Below are 23608 nucleotides of genomic sequence, written 5' to 3'. Positions count from 1 at the left end.
ACGGCGTGGCTGGTCGATGGGCCGCCGAGGTCACTATGTCATCGGCGCGCCGTGGATCTACCTGCTTGATATGGAGCCACGAACGGCCGTCGTTCCCGAAAGGGAGGGTACGATCTGGTACCCCTTCCACGGCTGGGAAAAGCATTCGGTCATGGGGGACCATGCCCGACTCGCCGCCGAAATCGCCGAAGTGGAGACAGGGCCTGTGACAATCTGTCTTTACTGGTTGGAATTCGCTAATCCGGACATCCGGCGTGCTTATCGGTCGGCGGGTTTCCGGGTCATCTGCCATGGCGAGCGTGGTTCGCGGTGGGACGGTAAGGGGCGGGACTTCCTGCCCGGCCAGCTCGCCGCGCTGCGGCGGCATCGTCGGGTGGCCTCCAACCGGCTCGGCAGCGCGCTGTTCTACGGCGCCTCCGTGGGCTGCGAGGTCGCCGTCTACGGGGACCCGATGCAGTTCGAGGACGAGCGGCCCGAGTACGGCGGCACCGCCCGCCGGATGCGGCTCTGGCCCGAGTTGCACGGCGAACAGGTCGATCCCGAGGCGGCCAGGGAGGCGACGCGGCAGGAGCTGGGATTCGAGTATCAGGCGACACCGGAGGAGCTACGGCGAATGTTCGGCTGGAAGCGGGCGCGATGCGCATGAACGAGGCACCCGAGAACATTCGGCTGATCGGCGGCGAGATGCTGCTGTGGTCAGACTCATCCCATACGTCCGGCGTCACGGACTGGCGAGGCGTGGCCCTCGAACTGGTCAGGCGCCTGCTCCCCGTCGAAACCGACAAGGCGGCCTGGGCCGAAGAGGGGACCAGGTGCCACGAATGGGCCAGAGCCGAGGAGCGATCCAGACGCGACGAGTGGGCCAGGGTGCTGCTGGTCGGGCCGCATCCGCGCGGCCTGGTGGACGAGGTGGTGGCACGGTCCTCGTCGGTGGCCGTGCTGCTGCGCTCCTATCCCGACGCGTGCGCCCTCGCCGAGCGCCATCCCGGGATGGCGGTGCACTGCGGACGCCTGTCGGCGTTGCCCACGGAGGAGACGTACGACCTGGTCCTGGCGCTCGACGGGCTGCGGCGTACGCACTCGGCCGAGGAGGTCGCGCCGCCCTGGCGTGAGTCGCTGGGCCTGCTCGCCGCGCGCGTCGCGCCGGGCGGGCGGTTCGTCCTGAGTGTCAGCAATGACCTGGGGATTGACCGGTTCGTCGAGGCCAGGCCCGCCGACAGGGCGGGAGCCGACGATCACTGGGAGCCGCACGGCTTCGACCAGGGCTATCCCGACGGGTCCGGCGCCCTCGACGATGAGCTGGCGGCGGCCGGACTGGTCCCCGAGAGGTGTTACGCCGCCTACCCGGGACGTGCGGCGCCGCGCGCGCTGCTGGCCCGCGAACTGCTCGGGCGCGACCTGCCCGACGCGCTCACGGTTCCGCTGAGCGCCCGTGGCGGCGACAGGATGCTGGTAGCCGACCCGCTGCGGCTGACCCGCCTGGTGTTCAGGCACGGCCTCGGCGAGCAACTCGCCCCGGTTTGGGTGACGACCGCGACCAGACCTCCGATTGCGTCCACCGCCCCGGCCGCGTCCAGCGCCGCGGCTGCGTGCAGCGCTCCGGCCGCGTCCGTTGCGGTGAGTCTGCCGCTCGGACTCGTCGAGGAGGGGCACGCCGTACACGAGGTCACTCGGAGCACCACCCGCCAGTTGCCCGACGGCGTGGAGCGGGCCATCCCCGGTGGCCGGGTCGTGGAGGAGGTCCTGGTCGAGGCGTGCGCCCGTGAGGACGTGCGGGCCGTCCGCGACCTGCTCGCCGAGCTCGGCGGCTGGGTCGAGACGGGCGGCGACGCCGCGGCCGACAACCTGGTCTGGGACGGCGAGAGGTTCGCCGCCATCCACCCCGTGCCGGTGCAGCCCGACCGGCCCGCCGACCGCGTGGTGCTGTGCCGGGTGTTGTGGCGGTTCGCGGTCCGCCTGCTGGCCGCCGGTCACCACCATCCGTGGCCGTGGCCGCGGCAGGCCGAGCAACTGGCGCTGACGCTCTGCGGCATGGCGGGCCGGCCGTGTGACCAGGCCGATCTCGACCTGGCCCGCAAGCTCGACGCCGAGCTGGGGCAGCCGGCCGAGCTGAGCGAGGCCGCCCCGACGTACCGTGACCTGCTCGGCGCGCGGGACCGGCTGACGGACCAGCTGACCGCCGCGCTGGCCAGGGTGTCCCGTCTGGAGACCAAGCTCACCTACCGCGAACGCGAGCTGCTGCGGGCCAGGGGCCGGCTGAGAAAGAGCCAGCGGAAGTCAGCCGCCTACCGCAGGACGCTCGGCTACCGGCTCTCACGCCGCCTGGCTCGCCCGCGCAAGGTCGCCCGCAGGGTCCTGCGCCTCCTGTCCGGCTGACGAAGAGGAGTTCCTGTGCCGGTTCTTTCGGTGATCGTCCCGTTCTACAACGTCGAGAAGTACATCGGTTCCTGCCTGGATTCGCTGGCCGCGCAGAAGCTCCAGGACCTTGAGATGATCTGCGTGGACGACGGCAGCACCGACACCGGCGCCGCCGTGGTCGAGGCCCGGATGGCGACCGACGAGCGGATCAGCCTCGTCCGGCAGGCCAACCAGGGGGTCGGGCGGGCCCGCAACATCGGCGTACGACGGGCGACGGGCCGCTACCTCGCCTTCGTCGACGGCGACGACATGGTGCCGCCCCGCGCGTTCCAGCGGCTGGTCTCCTCCCTGGAGGCCACCGGCTCCGATCTGGCCTGCGGCAACGTCATGCGGCTCTACCGCAACCTGCTCGTACCCTCGTGGGCGCACAAGCGGGCGTTCGCCGAGCCGCTCAAGCGCACCCACATCACCCGCCACCCGCTGCTGATCCGCGACCGCATGCTGTGGAACAAGGTCTACCGGCGCGACTTCTGGGAGACCCTCGGCCTGACCTTCCCCGAGCGCATGTACGAGGACCAGCCGGTCGCCATGGCCGCGCACGTCGGCGCCTCGTCGGTGGACGTGATCAAGGGCATCGTCTATCACTGGCGGCAGCGCGACGAGGAGGGCTCCTCGATCACCCAGCGCTGCCTGGAGCCGGCCAACCTGCGTGACCGCCTGCTGTCGGTGCTGGAGACGGCCGCACTGCTGGACAACCGCGCGCCCGCGCTCAGACCGCACTTCGACCGCGACACGCTCGACATCGACATGACCGTGGCGGTGGCGGCCATGGCCGGGATGGGCGCCGCGGCGGCCCCCGACCTGGTCGACCTGATCGTCCGCTATCTCGACGGCGTCGCGCCGGAGGCCTGGCAGAGCATCCCGTTCGCGCAGCGGCTCCAGGCGCACCTGCTCCACGGGCGCCGCCTGGACGAGCTGGCGCGCGTCTTCGAGCAGGACCGCGAGGGCCTCCTGCAGCCGCGCATCAGCCCCGCGGGACTGCTGCGCAAGCGCTGGCACGGCCGGCACCCGGCCATGCCACGGCAGCTGTCGGAGGTGTCGGCCGAGCTCGGCCTGTCGGCCCGCCTGCTGGAGCTGGAGTGGCACGACGGCCGGCTCAGAGGTACGGGCCGCGTGAGCGTGGACCGGTTCGACGCGTCGGACCTGCGCAAGGCGAGCGTGCAGGCGTGGCTGGAGGAGCGCAGGACCGGCGACGTCATCCCGCTGTCCGACCAGCGCGTCTCGTCGACCTGGGCGAACGTCGAGCAGGAAGGCGGCGGTGCGGTGCCCGAGCACGGCTTCTCCTTCGAGTTCGCGTTCGACCCGGCGGCTCTGACGGGCCCGCGGCTCGCCCGCCGGGGGCACTGGAACCTGAAGGCGCGGCTGCGCGCTCACCGGCTGACGCTGGAGGCGAAGGTCGCGGGACCGCGCTGGCTGCCGCCACTGGTGCCCGCGCCGAGGCGCCTGGCGGGGGTGTGGATGGTGCCGGTACGCGGCGGTGGCGGGGCCTGGGGGCTGCGGCTGCGCCAGGCCCAGGCGCTGATCGGCGAGTGCCGGGTCGACGGCGACGACCTGGTCTTCTCCGGCCGGCTCGCCGACCCGGGCGACGGCGACCCGGTGCTGCGACTGGTGCGCAGAAGTGACGGCGAGGAGATGTACTTCCCCGTCACGCTGGCCGGGCACGACTTCCGGGCCAGGGTGCCGCTGGTGGACATCGACGAGGTCGTCGGCCACGAGTCGCGCTGGGACTTCGTCATCGACCAGGGCCGGATGATCCGGCCGCTGGTGCGTACCCAGGCACGGCCGATCGTGACCGTCGCCGAGCGGCGCTTCCTGGTCGACCGGGGCGACGACGGCAACCTCATGCTCGCCGAACGCTGAGCCGACAAGCCGGCGAGCCGATGAGGAGGCAAGCCGGCGAGCCGGCGAGGAGGCGAGCCGCGGATCACTCCAGGATGGCGCGCAGCCGGTCGACGACCTCGTCCTGCTGGTGGTCGGTGAGGTCGGGGAAGAGCGGCAGAGAGAGCTGCTCGGCGTAATAGGCCTCGGCCTCGGGGCAGATCCCGCGCCGGTAGCCGAGGTCCGCGAAGACCGGATGCCAGTAGGCCGGGAGGTAGTTGACCTGCACCCCGATCCCCTCGGCCCGCATGCGGTCGTACACCTCCCGCCGGCGCCCGTCGCGGATCCTGACCGGATAGAGGTGCCAGCTCGGGGAGGTGTAGGGGCGCCGGGCGGGAAGCGTCAGCCCCGGCAGGTCGCCGAGCAGCGTGTTGTAGCGGGCGACCAGGTCGGCTCGCCGCGCGCGGAAGTGTTCGAGCCGCCGCAACTGGCTGATGCCGAGCGCGCAGAGCACGTCGGGCAGCCGGTAGTTGAGGCCGAAGTCGTGGACCTCCTGGTGCCAGCCGCCGTGGCCGGGGTCGCGCTGCTCGGCCGGGTCGCGGACCAGTCCGTGGTTGCGGAACCGGGCGGCGCGGGCGTAGCGGTCGCGGTCGTGTACGGCGACGGCGCCGCCCTCGGCGGTGGTCACGGTCTTGGTCGGGAAGAACGAGAACGTGGTGAGGTCGGCCGGCTCCCCGACCGGCCGGTCCTTGTAGAACGAGCCGATGGAGTGGGCGGCGTCGCCGATCAGCAGGGCGCCGGTCCGGTCGGCGATCACGCGCAGCTCGTCGTAGTCGGCGGGATGGCCCGCGTAGTCGACCGCGGTGATCGCCTTGGTGCCGTCGCCCGCCAGCGACTCGACCGACGCGGGATCGAGGTTGCCCGTGTCGGGCTGCACGTCGGCGAAGACCACCCGGGCACCGCGCATGGCGGCGGTGGCGGCCGTCGCCACGAACGTCAGCGGTGAGGTGATCACCTCGTCACCCGGCCCGACCCCGGCCGCCACGTACGCGACGTGCAGGGCCGCCGTGCCCGAGGTGACCGCCAGGCACGGCACGCCGCCCGTCCAGCGGGACAGCTCGGCCTCGAACGAGCCGACCGTGGGCCCGGTCGTCAGCCACTCGCCGCGCAGCACCTCGGTGACGGCCTCGACATCGGCGTCGGCGATCGACTGCCGTCCGTAGGGCAGCATCAGACGCCGACCGCGGCCATGGCCCGCAGGTCGTCGACCGACAGCCAGAGGTCGTTGGTGTCGGAGCGGTAGGCGAAGCCCTCCGGCAGCAGCTCGCCGCCCTGTGGGGGCACGTAGCCCCAGGTGGCGATCGTCGGCTGCACGATGTAGCGGTCACTCAGGCGCAGGGTCCTGCGGCCGTCGTCGGGGCCGATCATCTCCTCGTGCAGCTTCTCGCCGGGCCGGACGCCGATCTCGTAGACCGGGCACTGCGGCGCCAGCGCCTGGGCCAGGTCGGGCAGGCGCATGCTGGGGATGCGCGGCACGTACAGCTCGCCGCCCTGCATCAGGTCGAAGGAGTCGACCACGAACCGGACGGCCTGGTCGAGCGTGATCCAGAAGCGGGTCATCCGCTTGTCGGTGATCGGCACGCTGCCGCCCTCCTCGGCCAGCCGCAGGAAGAACGGCACCACCGAACCCCTGCTGCCCACCACGTTGCCGTAGCGCACCACGGCGAAGCGGGTCACGTGGCTGGCGGCGTAGTGGTTGGCCGAGACGAACAGCTTGTCGGCGACCAGCTTCGTCGCGCCGTACAGGTTGATCGGGCTGGACGCCTTGTCGGTGGAGAGCGCGACGACCTTGCGCACGCCGCAGTCGATGGCGGCCTCCACCACGTTCTGGGAGCCGGAGACGTTGGTCACGACGTACTCGAACGGGTTGTACTCGGCCGTGTCGACCTGCTTCAGCGCCGCCGCGTGCACCACGTAGTCGATGCGGTGCATGGCCCTGGTCAGGCGGTCCCGGTCGCGCACGTCGCCGATGAACCAGCGCAGCCGCGGGTCGTCGCCGAACAGGTGACGCGCCTCGTACTGCTTGAGCTCGTCGCGCGAGAAGATCACCAGGCGGCGCACGCCGAGGTGGTCCAGCGCGTGGCGGACGAAAGCCTTGCCGAAGGACCCCGTGCCTCCGGTGATCAGAATCGACGATCCACTGAGAATGCTCACGCGGCCCCCCGCCGTAGACATCCGAGCTGCCCGGTAGCATAGCGCGATCGTTACATCACACACGGTCACATAGGGGAATGGGGCTTCGGGTGAGGATTGTCGGAATCGTTCAGGCGCGCATGGGCTCGACGCGTCTGCCGGGCAAGGTCCTGCGCGAGCTCGGCGGCCGCTCCGTGCTGGGCTGGGTGGTCCGTGCGGTACGCGAGGCGGCCGCGGTCGACGACCTGGTGGTGGCGACCACCACGGAGGCGGCCGACGACCTGGTGGTGGCGGAGTGCCGCAGGCTCGGCGTGTTCTGGCACCGGGGGCCGGTCGACGACGTGCTCACCCGGTTCACGCAGGTGCTGCGGGGTCACCCGGGCGACGCCGTCATGCGGTTCACGGCTGACTGCCCGCTGCTCGATCCGGTGGTGATCCGCGAGGCCGCGCTGGTCTTCCGCGCGGTGCCCGGCCTCGACTACCTGAGCACGAGCCTGGCGCGCACGCTGCCGCGCGGGCTCGACGTGGAGATCGCGGGGCTGGCCGCGCTGAAACGGGCCGATCGGGAGGCGACCGCGCATCACCGTACGCACGTCACGTCCTACATCTACTCGCATCCGGGCGAGTCGCGGCTGCTCGGCCTCGCCTACGCGCCGACGGCGGCCGACCTGCGGGTTACGCTCGACACGGAGGACGACTGGCGGCTCATCTCGCGCGTCGTCGCGGAGCTGGGCGACGGGTGCGTGCCGGTCCGGTCGCTGGTCGGCTGGCTGCGGGAGCGGCCCGAGGTGTGCGAGCTCAACGCGCACGTGGCGCAGAAGGAGTTGCAGGAGGCGTGACGCACCGGGTGGGGTTCCGTTGCGACGCGGGCGTGGCGAGCGGGGTCGGTCATCTGATGCGCTGCGTGGCGCTGGCCGAGGAGCTGTGCGGGCGGGGGGCCGAGGTGCTGTTCCTGGGGGAGGTGGCGGGGTCCGAGTGGGCGGGGTCGCAGTTGCGGCAGCGCGGGTTCCCGCTGTGCGCCGCGCCTGCCGAGCCGGAGGCGCTGGTCGAGCTGGTGCGGGTGTTCGGGCTGGACGCGGTGGTGCTGGACTCGTACGTGCTGGCCGCCGGCACGGGGGCGGCGCTGCGGGCGGCGGGCACGGCCGTGCTGGCGATCATCGACGGCGACCCGCTGGGCCAGGACGCGGACCTCTACCTCGACCAGAACCTCGGCGCCGAGCTGCGCCCTTTCCAACCGCCCCGAGAAACCGAGGCCGGTCCCGGGGGCGAGAGGTCCGCCGGTCCCGGGGGCGCCCGGCTGGTCGGTCCGCAGGGTGGGCGGCTGGCCGGGGCGCGTTATGCGTTGCTGCGGGACAGCGTCCTGCTGATGCGGGGGACCGCCCGCCGCCGCCCGGCCCGGTCGGAGGGGCCGCTGGTGCTGTGCTTCTTCGGCGGCACCGACAGCGCCGGTGTGGCGCCGGTCTGGGCCGGGGCGCTGTGCGCCACCGGGCTGCCGTTCCGGGCGACCGTGGTCAGCCCGGTGCCGTTCGACGTGGACGGGCCCGTCACGGTCATCCCGCCGACGGACCGGCTGCCCGGCCTGATGGCCGAGGCCAACCTGGTGGTCACCGCGGCGGGCTCGGTCGTCTGGGAACTGCTCCACCTGGGTGTGCCGGCCGCGCTGAGCTGGGTGGCCGACAACCAGTTGATCGGCTACGAGGCGCTGGTCGGCGGCGGCATCGCGGCGGGGCTGGGACCGGCTCCGGACGCGGCGGCCGTCGGCGTCCTCACCCGCCTGCTCGCCGACCCCGCGGTCCGCGACGAGTACGGCAGACGCGGCGCCAAGCTGATCGACGGCCGGGGCAGGGAACGCGTCGCCGACGCGCTCCTTGCCCTCCTGTGAAGCAGGTTAGACCAGGTCCCAGGTCAGCGGCGTGCCGACCGTGGCGTCCCTGGCGAAGCGGCGGCCCATCACCTGCGCCGCCGCCGCCGGAGGCAGCCCGCCGGCCGGCCGGATGGAGCGGACGTTCTGCTCCGTCACCGGCTCGCCCGCCCGCACATCCCGTACGACGTACAGCGACCGCCGGAACCGCAGCCCCTCGCTCTCGGAGGCCCGCGGCCCGATGACCGCGCTGCCCAGCGACTGCCAGGCCCGCTCGCTCTCCACCACGAGCGCCGCGAGCTCGGTGGGCTCCAGCGAGAACGCCGAGTCGACACCCCCGTCGCCCCGGTCCACGGTGACGTGCTTCTCGATCAGGCACGCGCCGAGCGCGACCGCCGCCAGCGCGGCGCCGAGTCCGGGCGTGTGGTCGGAGATGCCGACGACCGCGCCGGTGAGCCCGGCGAGCAGCGGCAGCGAGCGCAGGTTGCTCTCGGCGGGAGCGGCGGGGTAGGTCGCGGTGCAGGTCAGCACGGCGAGCTGGGCGCAGCCCGCGTCACGGGCGGCGGCCACGGCGGCGTGGATCTCGCCGATCGACGCCATGCCGGTGGACAGGATCAGCGGCTTCCCGGTGGCGGCGGCGAGCCTGATCAGGGGGAGGTCCACGATCTCCGAGGAGGCGATCTTGTAGGCCGGGGTGTCCAGGCTCTCCAGCAGCTCGACGGCCGTGGGGTCGAAGGGCGAGGAGAACGGGATGAGCCCCCGCCGGCGAGCCTTGGCGAAGATCGGCTCGTGCCACTCCCACGGCGTGTGGGCCCGCTCGTAGAGCTGGTAGAGGCGTTCGCCGCCCCACAGCTCATGGTCGTCGCCCAGGCGAAAGGCAGGGCCGTCGGCGTCGACGGTGATCGTGTCGGGGCGGTAGGTCTGCAGTTTCAGCGCGTGGGCGCCGCTGTCGGCCACCGCGTCGACGATGGCGAGCGCCTGTTCGAGGCGGCCGTTGTGGTTGCCCGACATCTCGGCGATGACGAAGGGAGGCTGGTGCGCCCCGATCGCGCGCCCGGCGATGGAGATCATGCGTTGTCGTCCTTCCTCATGAGTCGCACGGTCACGACATCCCGGGGGACGCCGTCGATGTCGCGCTGGTGGACGGCGACCTCGGCGAAGCCGAAGCGCCTGTGCAGCCCCCTGGCCGCCTCGTTGCCGGCGAGCACCTGGCCGCTCAGCGTGGTCAGCGCCAGCGGGCCGAACGCGTGGTCGATGGCCGACCGCTCCAGCCCGATCCAGGCCGGCAGCAGCGCGCCCGACCGCTCCAGCCCCGCCAGATCGAGGTAGAAACCCCAGTCACCGCTCCGTGAGCCGGGGTCGAGGCCGGAGAACGTCACCACCCCCGCGGCGGTTCCGTCGTGCACGTAGATCAGCACGCGGGTGGCCGGGTCGTCCTTTACCGAGGCCCACCACCGGGCGTGCTCGTCCTCGGCGATGACGTGGGTGGTGAAGCTGGCCGCCCGCACCTTCGGGTGGTTGCGCCATCGGCGGATGGCGGGCAGCTCATGGTCGTGTACGGCTCTCAGCACGGCGTCTCCCTACTCAGCGCGCTCGACTGACTGCACAACGTAGCGGATTCATCCGGCAAAGAGCCGATCAGCAGGCGGTAGCGAAGGTCGTGCCGGGGTGATGGCCAAGGCATGCTGCCCTCGACCCCAACCCCGACCCAAGGGAGCTTCTCGGTATGACGCCCATGCTCAGCGTCGTCGTCCCGATCTACAACGTGGAGCCCTACCTCGCCGAATGCCTGGAGTCCCTGGCGGCGCAGACGCTGGAGGACATCGAGGTCATCCTGGTCGACGACGGCTCCGTGGACGGAAGCGTGCGGGTGGCGCGGGAGTTCACGGAGCGAGATCCCCGCTTCGTCCTGTTCGACCAGCCGAACCAGGGCCCCGGTCCGGCGCGCAACGCGGGGATCCGCCGGGCCCGCGGCACCTATCTGGCCTTCGCCGACGGTGACGACGTCGTGCCGCCCAAGGCGTACGAGCTGCTGGTCGGGTCGTTGCGGGAGAGCGGCTCGGACTTCGCGTGCGGCGGGGTGCTGCGCTTGACGGAGGGCGAGCTGGCCGTGTCGTCGCTGCACGAGAAGGTGTTCAGGCGGCACGCGCCGCGCTCGCACATCCTGGACCGGCAGGTCCTGATCAGGGACCGCACTGTGTGGAACAAGGTCTACCGGAAGGACTTCTGGCACGAGCACGGGCTGGAGTTCCCGGCGGGGATCTATGAGGACGTGCCGCTCAGCATGCGGGCGCACGTGCTGGCGACGGGCGTCGACGTGCTGCCCGACATCGTCTACCACTGGCGCAAGCGCGAGGAGGGGGAGAGCTCCATCACGCAGCGGCGGGCGGAGCTGTCGAACCTGGCCGAACGGCTGGCCGCCATCCGGGCGGTCCGGGCCTTCCTCGCGGAGAAGGCGCCCCAGCTCATCGACGCCTTCGACGGCCTGGTGCTGGAGAAGGACCTCCTCTTCCTGTTCCAGGGGCTGGAGTACTGCCAGGACGACGAGATCGGGCCGCTGCTCGAACTCTCGGAGCAGTGGCTGGCCGGGATGAGCCCCGTCGCGCTCGGCTCGGTGGCGTCGCTGCGCAGGCTCGAACTCCACCTGCTGAGCCGCGGCCTGGTCAAGGAGCTGCGGGAGGTGCGCGGCTTCAGGCGCGACTCGGTCAACGGCACCCCGATCCTGCCGCGCGAGGTCGGCTGGTACGGCGACTACCCCTACTTCCGGGACCGGACCCTCAAGATCCCCGACGCGGTCTTCGAGGCGAGCGAAGAGCTCAAGCTGGTGGCCATGGTCGACGAGTGCGACTGGGTGGGGGACCGGTTCGAGGTGCGCGGCGAGGCGTACATCCACCGGGTGCCGCGGCAGCCGACCCGGGTCGACATGTGGCTGACCGACGGTGAGCGCCGGGTGATGCTGGACGTGGAGCGTACGGGCGAGCGGGGTGTCCAGGTGGCGATCGACCCGGAGCTGCTCGAAAAGGGCGGCCCGAGCTGGCGGCTGCACGCCCGGGTGGAATTGTGCGGCCTGGTGCTGAAGGGGTGCTTTCGCGAAGGTGAGGCGCAGAAGGTCTGGCGGCTGTCGGTGCCAGGATGGTCAAGAACCAGCATGGACATCACCCAGTAGTTCCAGAGAGTAATTGGAAGACGACGGCGCGTCGCCATGCTTGTCAGCCATGAGGACCTATTCGCTCGATGACGTCTACGCGACACGCAAGCGGAGAGACTCCTGGTGGACCGTGTACTTCGTGGACCCGGTCGCCTGCCGGGCCGCTCTGCTGGTGGCCAACCACACCCGGTTGACGCCCAACCAGCTCACGGTCTTGTCACTGGTCCTCGGCATGGTGTCGGCCACTTTTCTGGCGATGGACCGGCTGGCCGCGGGGGCGGTCATGTTCTACCTGAGCTTCATGGTGGACTGCCTGGACGGCAAGATCGCGCGGCTCAAGGGCTCGGGGACGCCCTTCGGTCTGTGGCTCGACTACCTCGGTGACCGGATCAGGGTGGTGTTCTGCGCCGCCGGGCTCGCCTACGGACAGTACGCGATCACCGGCGACGTCGGATACGTCGTCATGGGCGCGGCGGTGGCGGTGGTCGACCTGTTCAGGTACGTCAACGCGCCACAGATGAGGCGAGTCCGCGAGACGGTCCGGGCTGAGGCTGAAGCCGATGCGGAGGTGGAGCCGGAGGCGGAGGCCGCGGGCCACGTGGAGGACGACGAGGTCGAGGTGTGGGTGCCGCGCCAGAGGCCGCCGCTCGGCCGGAGACGTCGTTTCGCACGGCGGATCAACAAGGCCATGGCCCGCCGCCGTATCCGTTCTCACCTGATCAGCGGCATCGAGTTCCACGCCGCTGTGTTCGTGGTCGCGCCGCTTCTGGGACCCGTGGCGCTGATCCCGATCTCCGCGGTCGCCAGCGTCCTGCTGCTGGCCAATGAGGTCGTCCTCGTCCGCCGGATGTGGCTTTTCACACGCAAGCACCGCGTGCCCTCCAAGGGGAGCCGAGAGCACGTTCTCGTCTAAGTTTTCGGGGGTTTTTCATGTCTGACCGGCCCATCTTCGTTGTCGGGTGCCCGCGTTCCGGCACCACGATGCTGCAGCTCATGCTCCACTCGCACCCGCGGATCGCGGTGGCGCCGGAGACCAGGTTCCTGGTGCCGGCCTACCATCGGCGCCGCACGTTCGGCGACCTGCGCGTCGAGGAGCGCCGCCGCGCGCTCGCGCAGTGGATCTCCGGCGACCGCAGCACCAAGTTCCACGAGCTCAAGCTCGCCAAGGACGACTACGTCCGGCAGGTCGTCGAGGGGCCCGGGTCGCTCGGCTCGGTGATCGGCACCACCTTCCGCATGTACGCCGACCGGTTCGACAAGCCCCGCTGGGGAGACAAGCGGCCGAGCTACGTCAAGCAGGTCGACATGCTGCTCAGGCTCTTCCCGGACGCCCAGTTCATCCACCTGATCAGGGACGGCCGCGACTGCGTCTCGTCGCTGAAGGAGATGCCCTGGTACACGCTGGACTCCTTCCACGGGATCTCTACCTGGGCCGAGGCCATCGACGCGGGCAACAAGCTGAGGCGGACGATGCCCGAGGACTCCTACTACGAGCTGCGGTACGAGGACCTCACCGACGACCCGGCGACCGAGATGAAGAAGCTCTGCCACTTCCTCGACGAGGACTTCGACCCGATGATGGTCTCACCGCGCGAGGCGGCCCAGGTGGCGGTCCCGCCGCACAAGGTCTGGCACCGCAACACGCACGGCGAGGTCACCCGCAGCAGGGTGGGCAGCTGGACCAACCGGCTGGACGGCTGGGAGATCGCGCTGTGCGAGCAGGTGCTCGGCTCCCGGCTCCAGGCCAACGGATACGAGCTCACCGGCGCGCCGGCGGCGGCCAAGGAGCACGTGCTGTCCCTGCAGAAGACGATGCAGAAGCGCCGCGCCAGCCGGATGCGCAAGGCGATGCGCGACCGCATCAACCGGCTGCGCGAGCCGAGCCCGGTCGCCGCGCTGCTCACCTCGACGCAGCAGGTGCTCGCCGGGGTGCCGCAGCCGCGCAACGAATCGCCCGAGCTGGCCCAGCGCGCGGGCTGAACCCTCACCTGGCCAGGTGCGCGAACAGGGATTCCCAGCGGTCCAGGACGTGGTCGAGCCGGAAGGCGCCGGCCCGTGCCCGAGCGGCGGCGCCCAGGCGCCGCCGCTCGCGCACCGAGCCCATCAGCCGGGCCAGCTCCGCGCCGAACGCGTCCACGTCCCCGGCCGGGACGAGCACCGGCCCGGCCGACCGCACCCCGCCCGACACGTCGAACGCCACGGCGGGCACCCCGTGCGCCGCCGACTCCAGCAGCACGACGGGCAACCCCTCGTGCTCGCTGGTCATCCCCAGGACCGCCGCCTTCAGGTACTCGCCCGGCATGTCGGCGGCGGGCACCCGGCCTCTGAACACCACCCGGTCCCCGGCGCCCTCGCGCACGGCGTGCGCGCGCAGCCGCTCCAGCTCGGCGCCGTCGCCGATCAGGTGCAGCTCCCACGGCGGCGGCGGCGCGGCCCTGGCGAACGCGCTGATGAGCCGGTCGAACCGTTTGATCCCCTCCAGCCGCCCCACTCCCAGCACCCTGGGCGTGTCCAGCCCGGACGCCTCCAGCGGCCAGCGCGCCAGCGGGTTCGGCAGGGTCCAGGTGTTGGGCAGCAGCGCGTCCTCGGAGAAGCGCCAGGCGTCGTCCTCGCTGAGGAAGATCGCCTGGTCGAGCTTGGGGTAGTGCCGCCTGATCGAGCCGAGGTGCCAGCAGCCGCGGGCGTGCTCGTACGAGCCGTGATACTGCCCGACCGGACGCAGTGAGCGGGGCAGCAGGGACGCCAGCCGGGTCACCACCCCCGGCGAGGTCAGCACCGCGAAACCGGCCCGCATCGGGCCGAGCAGGGCGGCCAGCCGCTCGTCGGCCCGCCGGCGGGCCCGCGGGCTCTGTGGTCCCACGGGCTCCGGGCTGATCACGTGGTGCCGGTAGCGCGGCGCCTCGACGTAGCGGAACGGCGCCGCCGCCCGGTGCAGCCCGACCACGTGCACGTCGTAGCCGCGTGCGGCCAGCCCCTCCGCCAGCGTGTGCGTCACCTGCTGGATGCCGCCCAGCGTGTCGGCGTCCATGCACGCGAACATCACGGTCATGACGCCGCCCGGCGCCCGAAGAAGGCGTCCACGACGCGTGCGGCGGCGTCCCCCCGCTCGTCGGCGCACCACAACTGATGGAAGGCCGCGTACCGCTCGGCGTAGGCCGCGTGCAGGGCCGGCAGTTCCCGCATCGCCGCCACCACCTCCTCGGTCGTCGTGACGCACGGCCCGGGGGCGATGGCGGGCAGGTCGTGGTAGACGCCCCGCTCGGCCAGCCGGTACTCGTCCCAGTCGTCGATCAGGAACACCATGGGCTTGCCGGTCAGCGCGTAGTCGCACATCACCGAGGAGTAGTCCGTGAGCAGCGCGTCCGAGGCCAGTATCAGGTCGTTGATCTCCGGGTACGACCCGGCGGGCCGGACGAAGTGCCTCAGGTGCTGCGGGGTCCGGAAACGTTCCACCGGGTGCGTCCGCAGGATCAGCACCCACTCGCCGGACAGCTCCTCGGCCATCAGCTCCAGGTCCGCCCGGATCGACTGGCCGCTGTTCTTGGCCCGGTCGCGATAGGTGGGCGCGTACAGCAGGATCTTCGTGCCCGGCGGTATCTCCAGCCGCGCCATGACGTCGTGCCTGGTCTCCCGGCGCACCAGCGCGTCGCAGCGCGGCGTGCCGTACCTGAGGACCCAGCCCCGGTAGCCGTTGGACGGCAGGAAGATCCGCGAGAACTCGGCGCTCGGCGAGATGAGCGCGTCCCAGCGGGCGACGGCGGCGCGCCACTCGTCGCGCGGCCGGTCGAAGTCGGCGCGCAGGTCGGGCGCGTCGAAGCCGACCGACTTGATGCCCTGGCCATGCCAGGTCTGGAGATAGCGGGTCCCGGGTGGTTTCGGGTAGTTGAGGGGGAAGCCGTGGCTGTCGACCCAGATGCCCGCGCGGGCCAGCAGCCACACGTAGTGCCAGCCGCCGCGGCGTACGAGCCGCGCGTCGCCGGGGAAGTTCGCCCGGCTCCTGGCCACGGACCAGACGACGTCGATCGGCAGGTTCCGCCGCCGCAGCTCCTCGTAGATGGCGCGCGGGCTGCCGGTGTAGCCCTTGCCGACGTCGGCCTCGAACAGGGCCAGGTCGGGGCGCGGCGGGAGCAGGCGGATCACCGCCTTGTAGAAGCGTAGCTTCATCGCCGGCGTGCTGAGCCGCTTCATCAGCCGGTGCTTGATCCGCCGGCGCAGCGGCGTGACCGATGGCGCGCGCACGCGCAGGTACGCGGCGTTGCCCTCGGCGGTGACCGTGCGCCCCCGTAGCGCGATCGGCTCCATGGTGGGCGGGGCCATCAGCCGGTCGGTCGTGGCGCGGCCGTCGGAGATCCTGGTGAAGCCGATGCGCGGATCGCACGAGCCCGCGGGCGTGAAGGTGATCTCACTCACGTACCCGCCGTCACCGGACGGGACGGGCTTGATGGGGACGCGTTCGCCGCCGAGCTGGAGGAAGGCCGCCCATGCGCTGGGCAGCATCCCAAAAGGGTCGTAGGTATGCACGACCATGCGGATCCGCTCGCCGTCGGCGGCGATCTCGGTCACCTCGTGCCGCAGCCGGGCCGCGGTGTAGGGCAGCTCGGCCATCCGCAGCCTGGTGATGTCCATGCCGGGCGTGACCGTCGTGCCCCAGTACGTACGGCCCGCGTGCCGTACCGCGGTCCGCGGGGCGGCGCACGGGTAGGACAGCGACCGGGCGGCCACCATCAGGTCGTCGACCCGGTCGTCGAGGATGAGCCGGCAGCAGACCCGGGCCATCGGCTCGATCCACTCGAACGCCTCGGCCGGCACCTCCTCCAGGTACGGCCGGACGATCGAGGCGAACTCCGCGACCCACGCCCGATCGCGCCTGGGCAGCGGGTTGAGGTACACGCGCAGGTCCTGCCTGAGGAAACGCTGCTGCCTGGCCGGCACCAGGTCTCCGGCGTCGTGGGCGCGCAGCAGGTCGTCGCTCAGCCGGGCCGCCGCCACGCGGTGCCGTACGTTGTCCATCTCCTTGATGTTGAGCGAGATGGAGCTGTCGTCGGGTGCGCGGTGCCAGTGGTAGACCACCCAGGGCACGACCGCGAACCGGCGCGACATGGCGTACAGCCCGGTGGCGAAGACGTGGTCCTCGTAGTGGATGTCCTCCGGGAAGCGCAGCCCGTTCTCGCGCAGGAACCGCACGTCGTAGAGCTTGTTGGTGCTGAAGGAGTCGAGGAACAGCTCGGGCTCCTCGCGGATGCCCGCCACGACCCGCCGCCTGGCGAACAGCGAGGGATAGTAGGGCGCCAGCCGCCCGCTCCCCTCGTACAGCCGCGAGATCTGCCCGGCCACGAAGTCGGCGCCGGTCCGCTCGATCTCGCCGAGCAGGCTCTTGCAGGCGTGCCTGGGCAGCTCGTCGTCGCTGTCGAGGAACATCACGTACGGCGCCGCCGCCGCGTCGAGACCGTCGTTGCGCGGCGCGCCGCAGCCGCCGCTGTTGGTCTGCCTGCGCAGGTAGCGGACGCGTGGATCGCTCCGTGCGAGCTCGCCCGCCACCCGGGCCGTGTCGTCGGTGCTCGCGTCGTCGGCGATGATCACTTCGAGATCGCGCAACGACTGGCCGAGTACGGAGCGCACGGCCCTGGGAAGGCGGGTCGCGTCGTTGTAGGTGATGACGACAACGGTGCAGTCCGGCATGCCATCTCCCCCGAAGGTCCCCCGAAATGAGACATGTGGAGATAAGCTGCCCCGGCTCCGAGTGAAGTGTCCGGACTTGATGGTCTTTTTGCTGAATCAGCGCATGAGCCGTCTGATCAACCAGCCGATGAGCAGCAGCGCCGCGAGCGCCCCGGCGACGGGCGCGACCCGCTTCAGCAGCGGCGTCCCGGCGATCTCCAGCAGGTCGAGCGCCTCCTCGTCGGGCGTGAGCGACGTACGCAGCGTCCCGGCGGGCCGGACGTCCTCCTCGGGGCTGGGCACCGCGCTCAGCCGCGGCCCGCCCTCCTGGGGCTCCTCGGGTACGGCGGTCGCCTCGTGGGCGGGCTCGGCCAGCAGTTGCGCGAGGTTGCCCGCGAACCTGTCGATGAGCCTCGCGCCGACCTCGGCCATGACCCCGCGGCCGAACTGGGCGGGCCGGCCGGTCACGTTGAACGACGTCTCGACGGAGACCGCGGTGGACCCGTCGCCGGGCGTCAGCGTGGCCTTGACGGTCGCCGAGGCCGTGCCCGCGCCGCGGGCCTCCTTGCCCGACGCCTGGATGGTCAGCGTGTGAGCGTCCTTGTCCACGTTCTCGAACCTGGCCGAGCCTCGGTAGGTCACGGTGATCGGACCGACCTTGACCTTCATCCGGCCGGTGAACTCGTCGCCCTCGAAGATGTCGAGCGACGCCCCCGGCAGGCACGGGGCGACCCGTTCGACGTCGAGCAGCATGGCCCACGCCTGCTCGACCGGCACCGGAACGCTGAACTCGTGCTCGAACCGCATCGCCATCGATCCGCTCCTCTCGCGTCATTGCGCCCCGCCTGATTGCGACATTACGTCTGAGAGGGGGCGCCCCGGAAGAGGTGCCCCCTCGAACGGTCAGAGGGATCCGGCGGCGTTCAGAATCGCGCGATGGGTCAGCACTCTGGCCAGATGCCGGCGATAGTCGGGCTGGGCGTGCAGATCGGCGGGCGGCGAGGTGCCGGCCGCCGCCTCCTCGCACGCCTGCCGTACCTGATCGCCCAGTTGAACGCCCCGCAGGGCGGTCTCGACCGCGTGGGCCCGCACGGGCGTCGGGCCCATGTTGGTCAGGCCGATCCTCGCCTCCTCGATCGTTCCGTTGGACCGCTTGACCGCCGCGGCCACCCCGACGATGGCCCACGACTGCGCGGTCCGGTGGAACTTCTCGTAGTGATAGCCCCAGCCGGCGCCGAGCTTCGGGATCCGCACTCCGACCAGGATCTCTCCCGGCCGCAGCGCCGACTCCAGGTAGTCGACGAAGAACTCGGCGGCGGGTATCTCCCGCTCGCCTTCGGGCGACCTGGTCACGAAGACGCCCTCCAGCGCCAGGACCACCGCGGGCAGGTCGCCCGCCGGGTCGCAGTGCGCCAGTGAGCCGCCGAACGTGCCGCGATGCCGTACCGCGGGATCGGCGACCTTCGTGGTGGCCAGCGCCACGAGTGGGCAGTCGCCGTTGACCACGCCGGAGCGCATCACCTCGTCGTGCGTGGCCATCGCGCCGATGAAGACGTGGTCGCCACGGTCGTGCACGCCCGTCAGCTCGGGCAGGCGGCCCACGTCGACCAGCTTCGACGGGTAGGCCAGCCGCAGCCGGAGCAGCGGGAGGAGCGACTGCCCGCCGGCGAGGACCTTGGCGTCCTCGTCGGCGGCGAGCTCCTGGACGGCCTCGCCGAGCGAGCCGGCGCGGACGTAGTCGAACTGGGCCGGGATCATCGCAGCGCCCTCCAGATCCGCTCGGGTGTACATGGCATCTGGATGTCGTGCACGCCGCGCGGGCGCAGCGCGTCGACGATGGCGTTGACGACGGCCGGCGTCGAGGCGATCGTGCCCGCCTCGCCGACGCCCTTGGCACCCAGCGGATTGCTGGTGGCCGGGGTCTCGGTCCTGTCGGTGACGAAGTCCGGCAGGTCCATCGCCGTCGGCAGCAGGTAGTCGGCCATCGTGGTGGTGAGCAGGTTGCCCTCCGTGTCGTAGACGGCCTCCTCGTACAGCGCCTGCGCGACGCCCTGCGCGATGCCGCCGTGGATCTGGCCCTCGACGATCAGCGGGTTGACCACCTTGCCCACGTCGTCGACCGCCACGTACGAGCGGATCTTCGCCATGCCGGTCTCGGTGTCCACCTCCACGGCGCACAGGTGGGTGCCGTGCGGGAAGGAGTAGTTCTCCGGGTCGAAGGTGGCGTCGGAGTCGAGCCGCGCCTCGACGCCCTCGGGCAGGTCGTGCGCGGTGAACGCGGCGTAGGCCAGCTCCTGGATGCTCTTCTGGGAGTCGGTGCCCTTCACCTTGAACACGCCCTCGGCGAAGTCCAGGTCGTCGGGCGAGCATTCGAGCAGGTGCGAGGCGAGCTTCCTGGCCTTGTCCTTGACCTTGTCGCACGCCTTGAGCACGGCGATGCCGCCGACGGTCAGCGAGCGCGAGCCGTAGGTGTCCATGCCCCGGGGCGCGATCGCCGTGTCGCCGTGGAGCACCGTGATGTCCTCGAACGGCACGCCGAGCGCGTCGGAGGTGATCTGGCTCCACGCCGTCACGTGTCCCTGGCCGTGCGGGGAGCTGCCGGTGACGACCTCGACCTTGCCGGTCGGCAGCATGCGCACCGAGCCGTGCTCCCAGCCGCCCGCGCCGTAGTTGGCCGCGCCGAGCATCCTGGACGGGGCCAGCCCGCACATCTCGGTGAACGTGCTCACGCCGATCCCGAGCTGGACCGGGTCGCCCCGGTCACGCCGGTCGGCCTGTTCGGCGCGCAGCTTGTCGTAGCCGAACAGCGCCATCGCCTTGTCCGTCGCCGCCTCGTAGTTGCCCGAGTCGTAGGTCAGCCCGGAGATGGTGGTGAACGGGAACTCCTCGTGCTTGATCCAGTTGCGCCGCCGCACCTCCAGCGGGTCCAGGCGCAGCTCGGCGGCCAGCTCGTCCATCAGCCGCTCGATGCCGTACGTCGCCTCGGGGCGGCCCGCGCCACGGTAGGCGTCGGTCGGCATCTTCGTGGTGAAGACGCCCGTGCAGCCGAACTCGTAGGCGTCCATCTTGTAGATGCCGTTGAACATCGACGCGCCGAGCAGCGGCACGCCGGGCGTGACCAGCATCAGGTAGGCGCCCATGTCGGCCAGCAGCTCCACCTGGAGCCCGCGGATCCGCCCGTCGGCCTCGGCCGCCAGCCTGAGGTGCTGGATCTGGTCGCGGCCGTGGTGCACGGTCAGGTTGCCCTCGGAGCGGGACTCCGTCCACTTGACCGGCTTGCCCAGCCGCTTGGTGAGCAGCAGGCACAGCACCTCTTCCGCGGTGACCTGCAGCTTGGAGCCGAACCCGCCGCCCACGTCGGGCGCGATCACCCGGATCTTGTGCTCGGGGATGCCGGTCACCACGGCCAGCATGACGCGCAGGACGTGCGGGATCTGCGTGGCCGACCAGAGCGTGAAGGAGTCGCCGTCGGTGGTCGCGAGCACCGACCGCGGCTCCATCGCGCTCGGGATCAACCGCTGCTGGATGTAGGTCCGGTCGATGACCACCGGCGCGTCCCTGAAGGCCGCCTCGACGTCACCTGAGGTGATCTTCACGGTGAACGCCTGGTTGCCCGCCTCGTGCACCTTGGGGCTGTCCGGGGTGAGCGCCTCGTTCATGTCGAGTACGGCCGGCAGCGGCTCGTAGTCGACCTCGATCGCCTCCAGCGCGTCCGCGGCCAGGTAGCGGTCGGTGGCGACCACGCAGGCGACGGCCTCGCCCACGTAACGCACCTCCGACACGGCCATCGGCGGGTGGTCGGGGATCACGATGTCCTCGCTCACCGGCCAGGCGCACGGCAGGCTGCCCTGTTCGGCGGCGAAGTCCTGGCCGCTGAACGCCGCCACGACACCCGGCAGGTCGCGCGCCGCCGAGACGTCGACGCCGGTGATCCGCGCGTGCGCCATCGGGCTGCGCAGGAACGTGACGTACAGCATCCCCGGCTGCCGCAGGTTGTCGGTCCACTGGGTGCGCCCGGTCAGGAGCCGCGCGTCCTCCTTGCGCTTCCGCGCCTTCCCGACCTCGGTCACGGCGTCCTCACCGCCTGGCCCATCTCCTGCGCGCCCCGCCGTACCGCGCGGACGATGTTGCAGTAGCCGGTGCACCGGCAGAGGTTGCCTTCCAGGCCCTCCCTGATGGCGTCCTCCGACGGGTCCGGATTCTCCCTGAGCAGGTCGATCGCGGCCATGACCATGCCGGGCGTGCAGTAGCCGCACTGCAGGGCGTGTTCCTCGTGGAAGGCCTGCTGCATCGGGTGCATCGTCCCGTTGGCGCCCAGGCCCTCGATGGTGACGATGTCGCAGCCGTCAGCCTGTACGGCGAGCACCGAGCAGCTCTTCACACTCTTGCCGTCGAGCATCACGGTGCAGGCGCCGCAGTTGCTGGTGTCGCAGCCGACCGGGGTGCCGGTCTTGCCCAGACGTTCTCGTAGCAGGTGAACGAGAAGAAGTCGCGGCTCGACTTCCTCCTCGTACTTGACTCCGTCGACGGTGACGGCTATCCGAGGCATACGTCCTCCCCAGAGGAGCGCGGGAAACGCGGACAAAGCCAACGTACGCTCGTGTTTTTCCCGGTCAAGGGTTACTTGCCGCGGATCACCCGCGCGATTACCGCCACGAGCCCCGCGAAGCCCAGTCCCACGATCACGAGAGACACCAGGACCAGGGAGTCCGTGATCGCCCGGGTCAGGATCAAGATGCCGAGCACCAGAAAAAGCGTGCCGCTCAGCAGCGCCATCCAGTCGGTCCTGTGCACGCTGCGCGGCTTGTCGACCTCACGCTGCACGTCGCACCTCCATGTCGCCGACGCCGCCCCTCAGGTTCAGCACGATGGTCGAGACGGCGCCCTTCGGGTGCGTGTCGGGCTCCAGCACCTTGTCGAACTTGACGTCGACGCCGCCTCTGAGCGACTGGTCCACCTTGATGTCGCCGACCTTGTTGCTGGCGTGCACCTCGACCCTGGCGGTCGGCGGCACGATCACCGTCAGCTCGCCGATCGAGACCTTGGCGTTGAACGTCAGGCTGGTGCCCGGAGTGAGCTTGAGTGCGGACAGGTCGAGCCGGCCGTCCCCGACGCCCACGTCGTAGAGTTTGCTCGCCTCCGCCATGCTGGTCGGCCGCCAGACGAAGTCGCCGACGTTCCGCGGCAGGTCCCCGACCATCAGGCCGAGACCGATCAGCAGCGCGACCAGGGTGCCGATCGCGACCAGCCCCGCGCCGCGGCCCCACCAGGCCGCGATGAGCAGCCCGGCGCCGATGGTGACGAGTACGGCGCCGCCGACCAGGGTGGGACTGACCCCCGAGGCGGACCTGCTTTGGACCGCCACGACGATCCCTCCAATGATGATGGCCAGCAACATGGTGATGGCACCGATGAACGATCTGGGCCGCTTCTGGCGGGGCGGAAGCAGAGGCGGGGGCGCCAGCCGGCCGTACAGGGCGGGGTCGTACGGTGAGTAGCCGCCGGACCGCCTGCGCGGGTCGAGCGGCTCGTAGGGGCCCCTCGGCGCGAACGGCTCGCCGTAGGTGACGGCGGTCCTCGGCTCGGTACGGTAACGCGGCGCGGCGGGCGGCGTCGTCTCGCCGCCGGGCCTCTGGAACGGCGACCCGTACGGCTCGTGACGCGCCTCGTTCGACGGCTCGTCACGCGGCTCCTGGGACGGCTCGTGACGCGCCTCCTGAGACGGTTCCCGAGACGGCTCCTGGTATGGCTCCCCATACGGCTCAGCCCGGGCGGCGGCCGGCTCGTCGAGCGGTGCCTCGGCGGTGACGGGGTTGACGCGCGTCGGGGCGGTCGGCGGCTCGGGGGCGGCGGGCGGCGCCGGCTCCGTCACCGGCTCGCGCGCGTACGAGTCGGCGGGGCGGGACCGCGGATAGCCCGTCGTGGGCGCGGTGGGGCTCGGGATGGGCGAGTGGGAGAAGTCGTACAGGAACGGGTCGGGCTCGCCCTGCGGGGGGCGGCGGTTGAGCCGCTCGGGCATCGACCGGACCAGCCCGAGCAGGTCCACGCCGCTGGTGTGCGCCGCCAGCAGCCCGATGGCCAGCATCATGCCGACCACCAGCGTGCCGGTGCCCAGCCAGACCGACGCCAGGTTGATGCCGAGCCCGGCCGCGAGCACCGCTGCGAGCAGCGCCATCACGGTGTCGGCGGCGAAGTCGCGCCGGGTCCACTGCTCGATGTAACCGGGCCGCCCGTTCGGCTCCTTCATCAGCAGGAACGCCGCGATGTACAGGAACAGCCCCAACCCGGAGCCGAACAGCAGCACCGCGAACCCCGCGCGGAACACCACCGGGTCGATCCCGGTGTGCCGCCCGAGCCCGGCGCAGACTCCCATGAGGAAGCGCCCCTCGCTGCTGCGTCGCAGCGCGCTGGGCGGCGCGGCCGGTCTCTTCGGCGGTGCTTCTGTCATGCCACTATCGTGGCCCCACCCGGCGGCGATCTCCATCGGGGAGACCCCTGACCCGACCCGGGGG

The 23608-nt window shown here is 71.3% G+C and carries 20 protein-coding genes; 8 read left to right on the top strand and 12 right to left on the bottom strand.

Translation table 11 applies throughout. The annotated features are described in order from the left end of the window. Positions 1-226 precede the first annotated feature (226 nt). Genes AB0F17_RS49900 through AB0F17_RS49890 form a run of 3 tightly spaced genes read left to right on the top strand, consistent with a single transcriptional unit; the run spans position 227 to position 4278 of the window. Positions 227-646 carry a hypothetical protein gene (locus tag AB0F17_RS49900; protein ID WP_358038878.1) on the top strand — a complete coding sequence of 140 codons (420 nt, stop codon included), beginning with the start codon at positions 227-229 and terminating at the stop codon, positions 644-646. Then, positions 643-2376, top strand: coding sequence for a hypothetical protein (locus tag AB0F17_RS49895; protein WP_358038875.1), 1734 nt, complete (start codon positions 643-645; stop codon positions 2374-2376). Before AB0F17_RS49900 ends, AB0F17_RS49895 begins: the two co-directional genes overlap by 4 nt. Positions 2377-2391: 15 nt before the next feature. Beyond that, a complete protein-coding gene (locus tag AB0F17_RS49890; protein ID WP_358038872.1) occupies positions 2392-4278 on the top strand; it encodes a glycosyltransferase family 2 protein in 1887 nt (628 codons plus the stop codon). Between the two features lie 64 nt (positions 4279-4342). Here the strand turns inward: AB0F17_RS49890 and AB0F17_RS49885 are convergent, their stop codons facing one another. Both AB0F17_RS49885 and pseB read right to left on the bottom strand, forming a co-directional pair. After that, positions 4343-5467, bottom strand: coding sequence for a DegT/DnrJ/EryC1/StrS family aminotransferase (locus AB0F17_RS49885; RefSeq protein WP_358038869.1), 1125 nt, complete (start codon positions 5465-5467; stop codon positions 4343-4345). Then, the gene (gene pseB, locus AB0F17_RS49880; RefSeq protein WP_358038866.1) at positions 5467-6450 is read right to left on the bottom strand and encodes a UDP-N-acetylglucosamine 4,6-dehydratase (inverting); all 984 of its coding nucleotides are present in this window, start codon (positions 6448-6450) and stop codon (positions 5467-5469) included. The genes AB0F17_RS49885 and pseB overlap by 1 nt, the downstream gene beginning before the upstream one ends. A gap of 89 nt (positions 6451-6539) precedes the next feature. Between pseB and AB0F17_RS49875 the strand changes: the two genes are divergently transcribed. Then, positions 6540-7268 (top strand): glycosyltransferase family protein, encoded by a 729-nt coding sequence (locus AB0F17_RS49875; RefSeq protein WP_358038863.1) that lies wholly within the window; start codon positions 6540-6542, stop codon positions 7266-7268. Further along, on the top strand, positions 7265-8311 hold the full coding sequence (locus AB0F17_RS49870) for a hypothetical protein (RefSeq protein WP_358038860.1): 1047 nt from the start codon (positions 7265-7267) through the stop codon (positions 8309-8311). Before AB0F17_RS49875 ends, AB0F17_RS49870 begins: the two co-directional genes overlap by 4 nt. 6 nt (positions 8312-8317) lie before the next feature. On the opposite strand, the gene pseI is transcribed toward AB0F17_RS49870, so the two are convergent. Together pseI and AB0F17_RS49860 are read right to left on the bottom strand one after the other, a co-directional pair. Continuing rightward, positions 8318-9361 (bottom strand): pseudaminic acid synthase, encoded by a 1044-nt coding sequence (gene pseI, locus AB0F17_RS49865; RefSeq protein ID WP_358038857.1) that lies wholly within the window; start codon positions 9359-9361, stop codon positions 8318-8320. Next, positions 9358-9861 carry a GNAT family N-acetyltransferase gene (locus AB0F17_RS49860; RefSeq protein ID WP_358038854.1) on the bottom strand — a complete coding sequence of 168 codons (504 nt, stop codon included), beginning with the start codon at positions 9859-9861 and terminating at the stop codon, positions 9358-9360. The genes pseI and AB0F17_RS49860 overlap by 4 nt, the downstream gene beginning before the upstream one ends. A 155-nt stretch (positions 9862-10016) precedes the next feature. On the opposite strand from AB0F17_RS49860, the gene AB0F17_RS49855 reads away from it, so the two are divergent. Genes AB0F17_RS49855 through AB0F17_RS49845 form a run of 3 tightly spaced genes read left to right on the top strand, consistent with a single transcriptional unit; the run spans position 10017 to position 13418 of the window. Then, positions 10017-11456 carry a glycosyltransferase gene (locus AB0F17_RS49855; RefSeq protein WP_358038852.1) on the top strand — a complete coding sequence of 480 codons (1440 nt, stop codon included), beginning with the start codon at positions 10017-10019 and terminating at the stop codon, positions 11454-11456. Positions 11457-11505: 49 nt separating this feature from the next. Then, the gene (locus AB0F17_RS49850; protein WP_358038849.1) at positions 11506-12351 is read left to right on the top strand and encodes a CDP-alcohol phosphatidyltransferase family protein; all 846 of its coding nucleotides are present in this window, start codon (positions 11506-11508) and stop codon (positions 12349-12351) included. Positions 12352-12368: 17 nt separating this feature from the next. Then, complete coding sequence (locus tag AB0F17_RS49845; protein ID WP_358038846.1) at positions 12369-13418, top strand: sulfotransferase; 1050 nt, start codon at positions 12369-12371, stop codon at positions 13416-13418. A gap of 4 nt (positions 13419-13422) precedes the next feature. On the opposite strand, the gene AB0F17_RS49840 is transcribed toward AB0F17_RS49845, so the two are convergent. The 8 genes from AB0F17_RS49840 to AB0F17_RS49805 form a co-directional block, all read right to left on the bottom strand. After that, on the bottom strand, positions 13423-14487 hold the full coding sequence (locus AB0F17_RS49840; protein WP_358038843.1) for a glycosyltransferase: 1065 nt from the start codon (positions 14485-14487) through the stop codon (positions 13423-13425). Further along, a complete protein-coding gene (locus AB0F17_RS49835) occupies positions 14484-17117 on the bottom strand; it encodes a CDP-glycerol glycerophosphotransferase family protein (RefSeq protein WP_358038840.1) in 2634 nt (877 codons plus the stop codon). The genes AB0F17_RS49840 and AB0F17_RS49835 overlap by 4 nt, the downstream gene beginning before the upstream one ends. 96 nt (positions 17118-17213) lie before the next feature. Continuing rightward, positions 17214-17909 carry an SRPBCC family protein gene (locus AB0F17_RS49830; protein WP_358038837.1) on the bottom strand — a complete coding sequence of 232 codons (696 nt, stop codon included), beginning with the start codon at positions 17907-17909 and terminating at the stop codon, positions 17214-17216. Between the two features lie 90 nt (positions 17910-17999). After that, the gene (locus tag AB0F17_RS49825; protein WP_358039124.1) at positions 18000-18854 is read right to left on the bottom strand and encodes a xanthine dehydrogenase family protein subunit M; all 855 of its coding nucleotides are present in this window, start codon (positions 18852-18854) and stop codon (positions 18000-18002) included. Further along, positions 18851-21166, bottom strand: coding sequence for a xanthine dehydrogenase family protein molybdopterin-binding subunit (locus tag AB0F17_RS49820; protein ID WP_358038834.1), 2316 nt, complete (start codon positions 21164-21166; stop codon positions 18851-18853). Before AB0F17_RS49820 ends, AB0F17_RS49825 begins: the two co-directional genes overlap by 4 nt. Next, positions 21163-21645 (bottom strand): (2Fe-2S)-binding protein, encoded by a 483-nt coding sequence (locus AB0F17_RS49815; protein WP_358038831.1) that lies wholly within the window; start codon positions 21643-21645, stop codon positions 21163-21165. Before AB0F17_RS49815 ends, AB0F17_RS49820 begins: the two co-directional genes overlap by 4 nt. A gap of 71 nt (positions 21646-21716) precedes the next feature. Next, complete coding sequence (locus tag AB0F17_RS49810; protein WP_358038828.1) at positions 21717-21920, bottom strand: hypothetical protein; 204 nt, start codon at positions 21918-21920, stop codon at positions 21717-21719. Beyond that, the gene (locus AB0F17_RS49805; protein WP_358038825.1) at positions 21910-23544 is read right to left on the bottom strand and encodes a PspC domain-containing protein; all 1635 of its coding nucleotides are present in this window, start codon (positions 23542-23544) and stop codon (positions 21910-21912) included. The genes AB0F17_RS49810 and AB0F17_RS49805 overlap by 11 nt, the downstream gene beginning before the upstream one ends. Positions 23545-23608 lie beyond the last annotated feature (64 nt).

The sequence above is a fragment of the Nonomuraea sp. NPDC026600 genome (assembly GCF_040638335.1).
GTDB lineage: Bacteria > Actinomycetota > Actinomycetes > Streptosporangiales > Streptosporangiaceae > Nonomuraea.
Note: the sequence above shows the minus strand (reverse complement) of the source record. Positions and strands in the feature narration are given on the sequence as shown.

What these genes read in the sequence shown, in the direction of transcription:
- AB0F17_RS49895 (WP_358038875.1), top strand. Translation starts at nt 643, where the DNA reads ATGAACGAGGCACCCGAGAACATTCGGCTGATCGGCGGCGAGATGCTG.
- AB0F17_RS49885 (WP_358038869.1), bottom strand. Translation starts at nt 5,467, where the DNA reads ATGCTGCCCTACGGACGGCAGTCGATCGCCGACGCCGATGTCGAGGCC.
- pseI (WP_358038857.1), bottom strand. Translation starts at nt 9,361, where the DNA reads ATGATCTCCATCGCCGGGCGCGCGATCGGGGCGCACCAGCCTCCCTTC.
- AB0F17_RS49855 (WP_358038852.1), top strand. Translation starts at nt 10,017, where the DNA reads ATGACGCCCATGCTCAGCGTCGTCGTCCCGATCTACAACGTGGAGCCC.
- AB0F17_RS49850 (WP_358038849.1), top strand. Translation starts at nt 11,506, where the DNA reads ATGAGGACCTATTCGCTCGATGACGTCTACGCGACACGCAAGCGGAGA.
- AB0F17_RS49845 (WP_358038846.1), top strand. Translation starts at nt 12,369, where the DNA reads ATGTCTGACCGGCCCATCTTCGTTGTCGGGTGCCCGCGTTCCGGCACC.
- AB0F17_RS49840 (WP_358038843.1), bottom strand. Translation starts at nt 14,487, where the DNA reads ATGACCGTGATGTTCGCGTGCATGGACGCCGACACGCTGGGCGGCATC.
- AB0F17_RS49835 (WP_358038840.1), bottom strand. Translation starts at nt 17,117, where the DNA reads ATGCCGGACTGCACCGTTGTCGTCATCACCTACAACGACGCGACCCGC.
- AB0F17_RS49830 (WP_358038837.1), bottom strand. Translation starts at nt 17,909, where the DNA reads ATGGCGATGCGGTTCGAGCACGAGTTCAGCGTTCCGGTGCCGGTCGAG.
- AB0F17_RS49825 (WP_358039124.1), bottom strand. Translation starts at nt 18,854, where the DNA reads ATGATCCCGGCCCAGTTCGACTACGTCCGCGCCGGCTCGCTCGGCGAG.
- AB0F17_RS49815 (WP_358038831.1), bottom strand. Translation starts at nt 21,645, where the DNA reads ATGCCTCGGATAGCCGTCACCGTCGACGGAGTCAAGTACGAGGAGGAA.
- AB0F17_RS49805 (WP_358038825.1), bottom strand. Translation starts at nt 23,544, where the DNA reads ATGACAGAAGCACCGCCGAAGAGACCGGCCGCGCCGCCCAGCGCGCTG.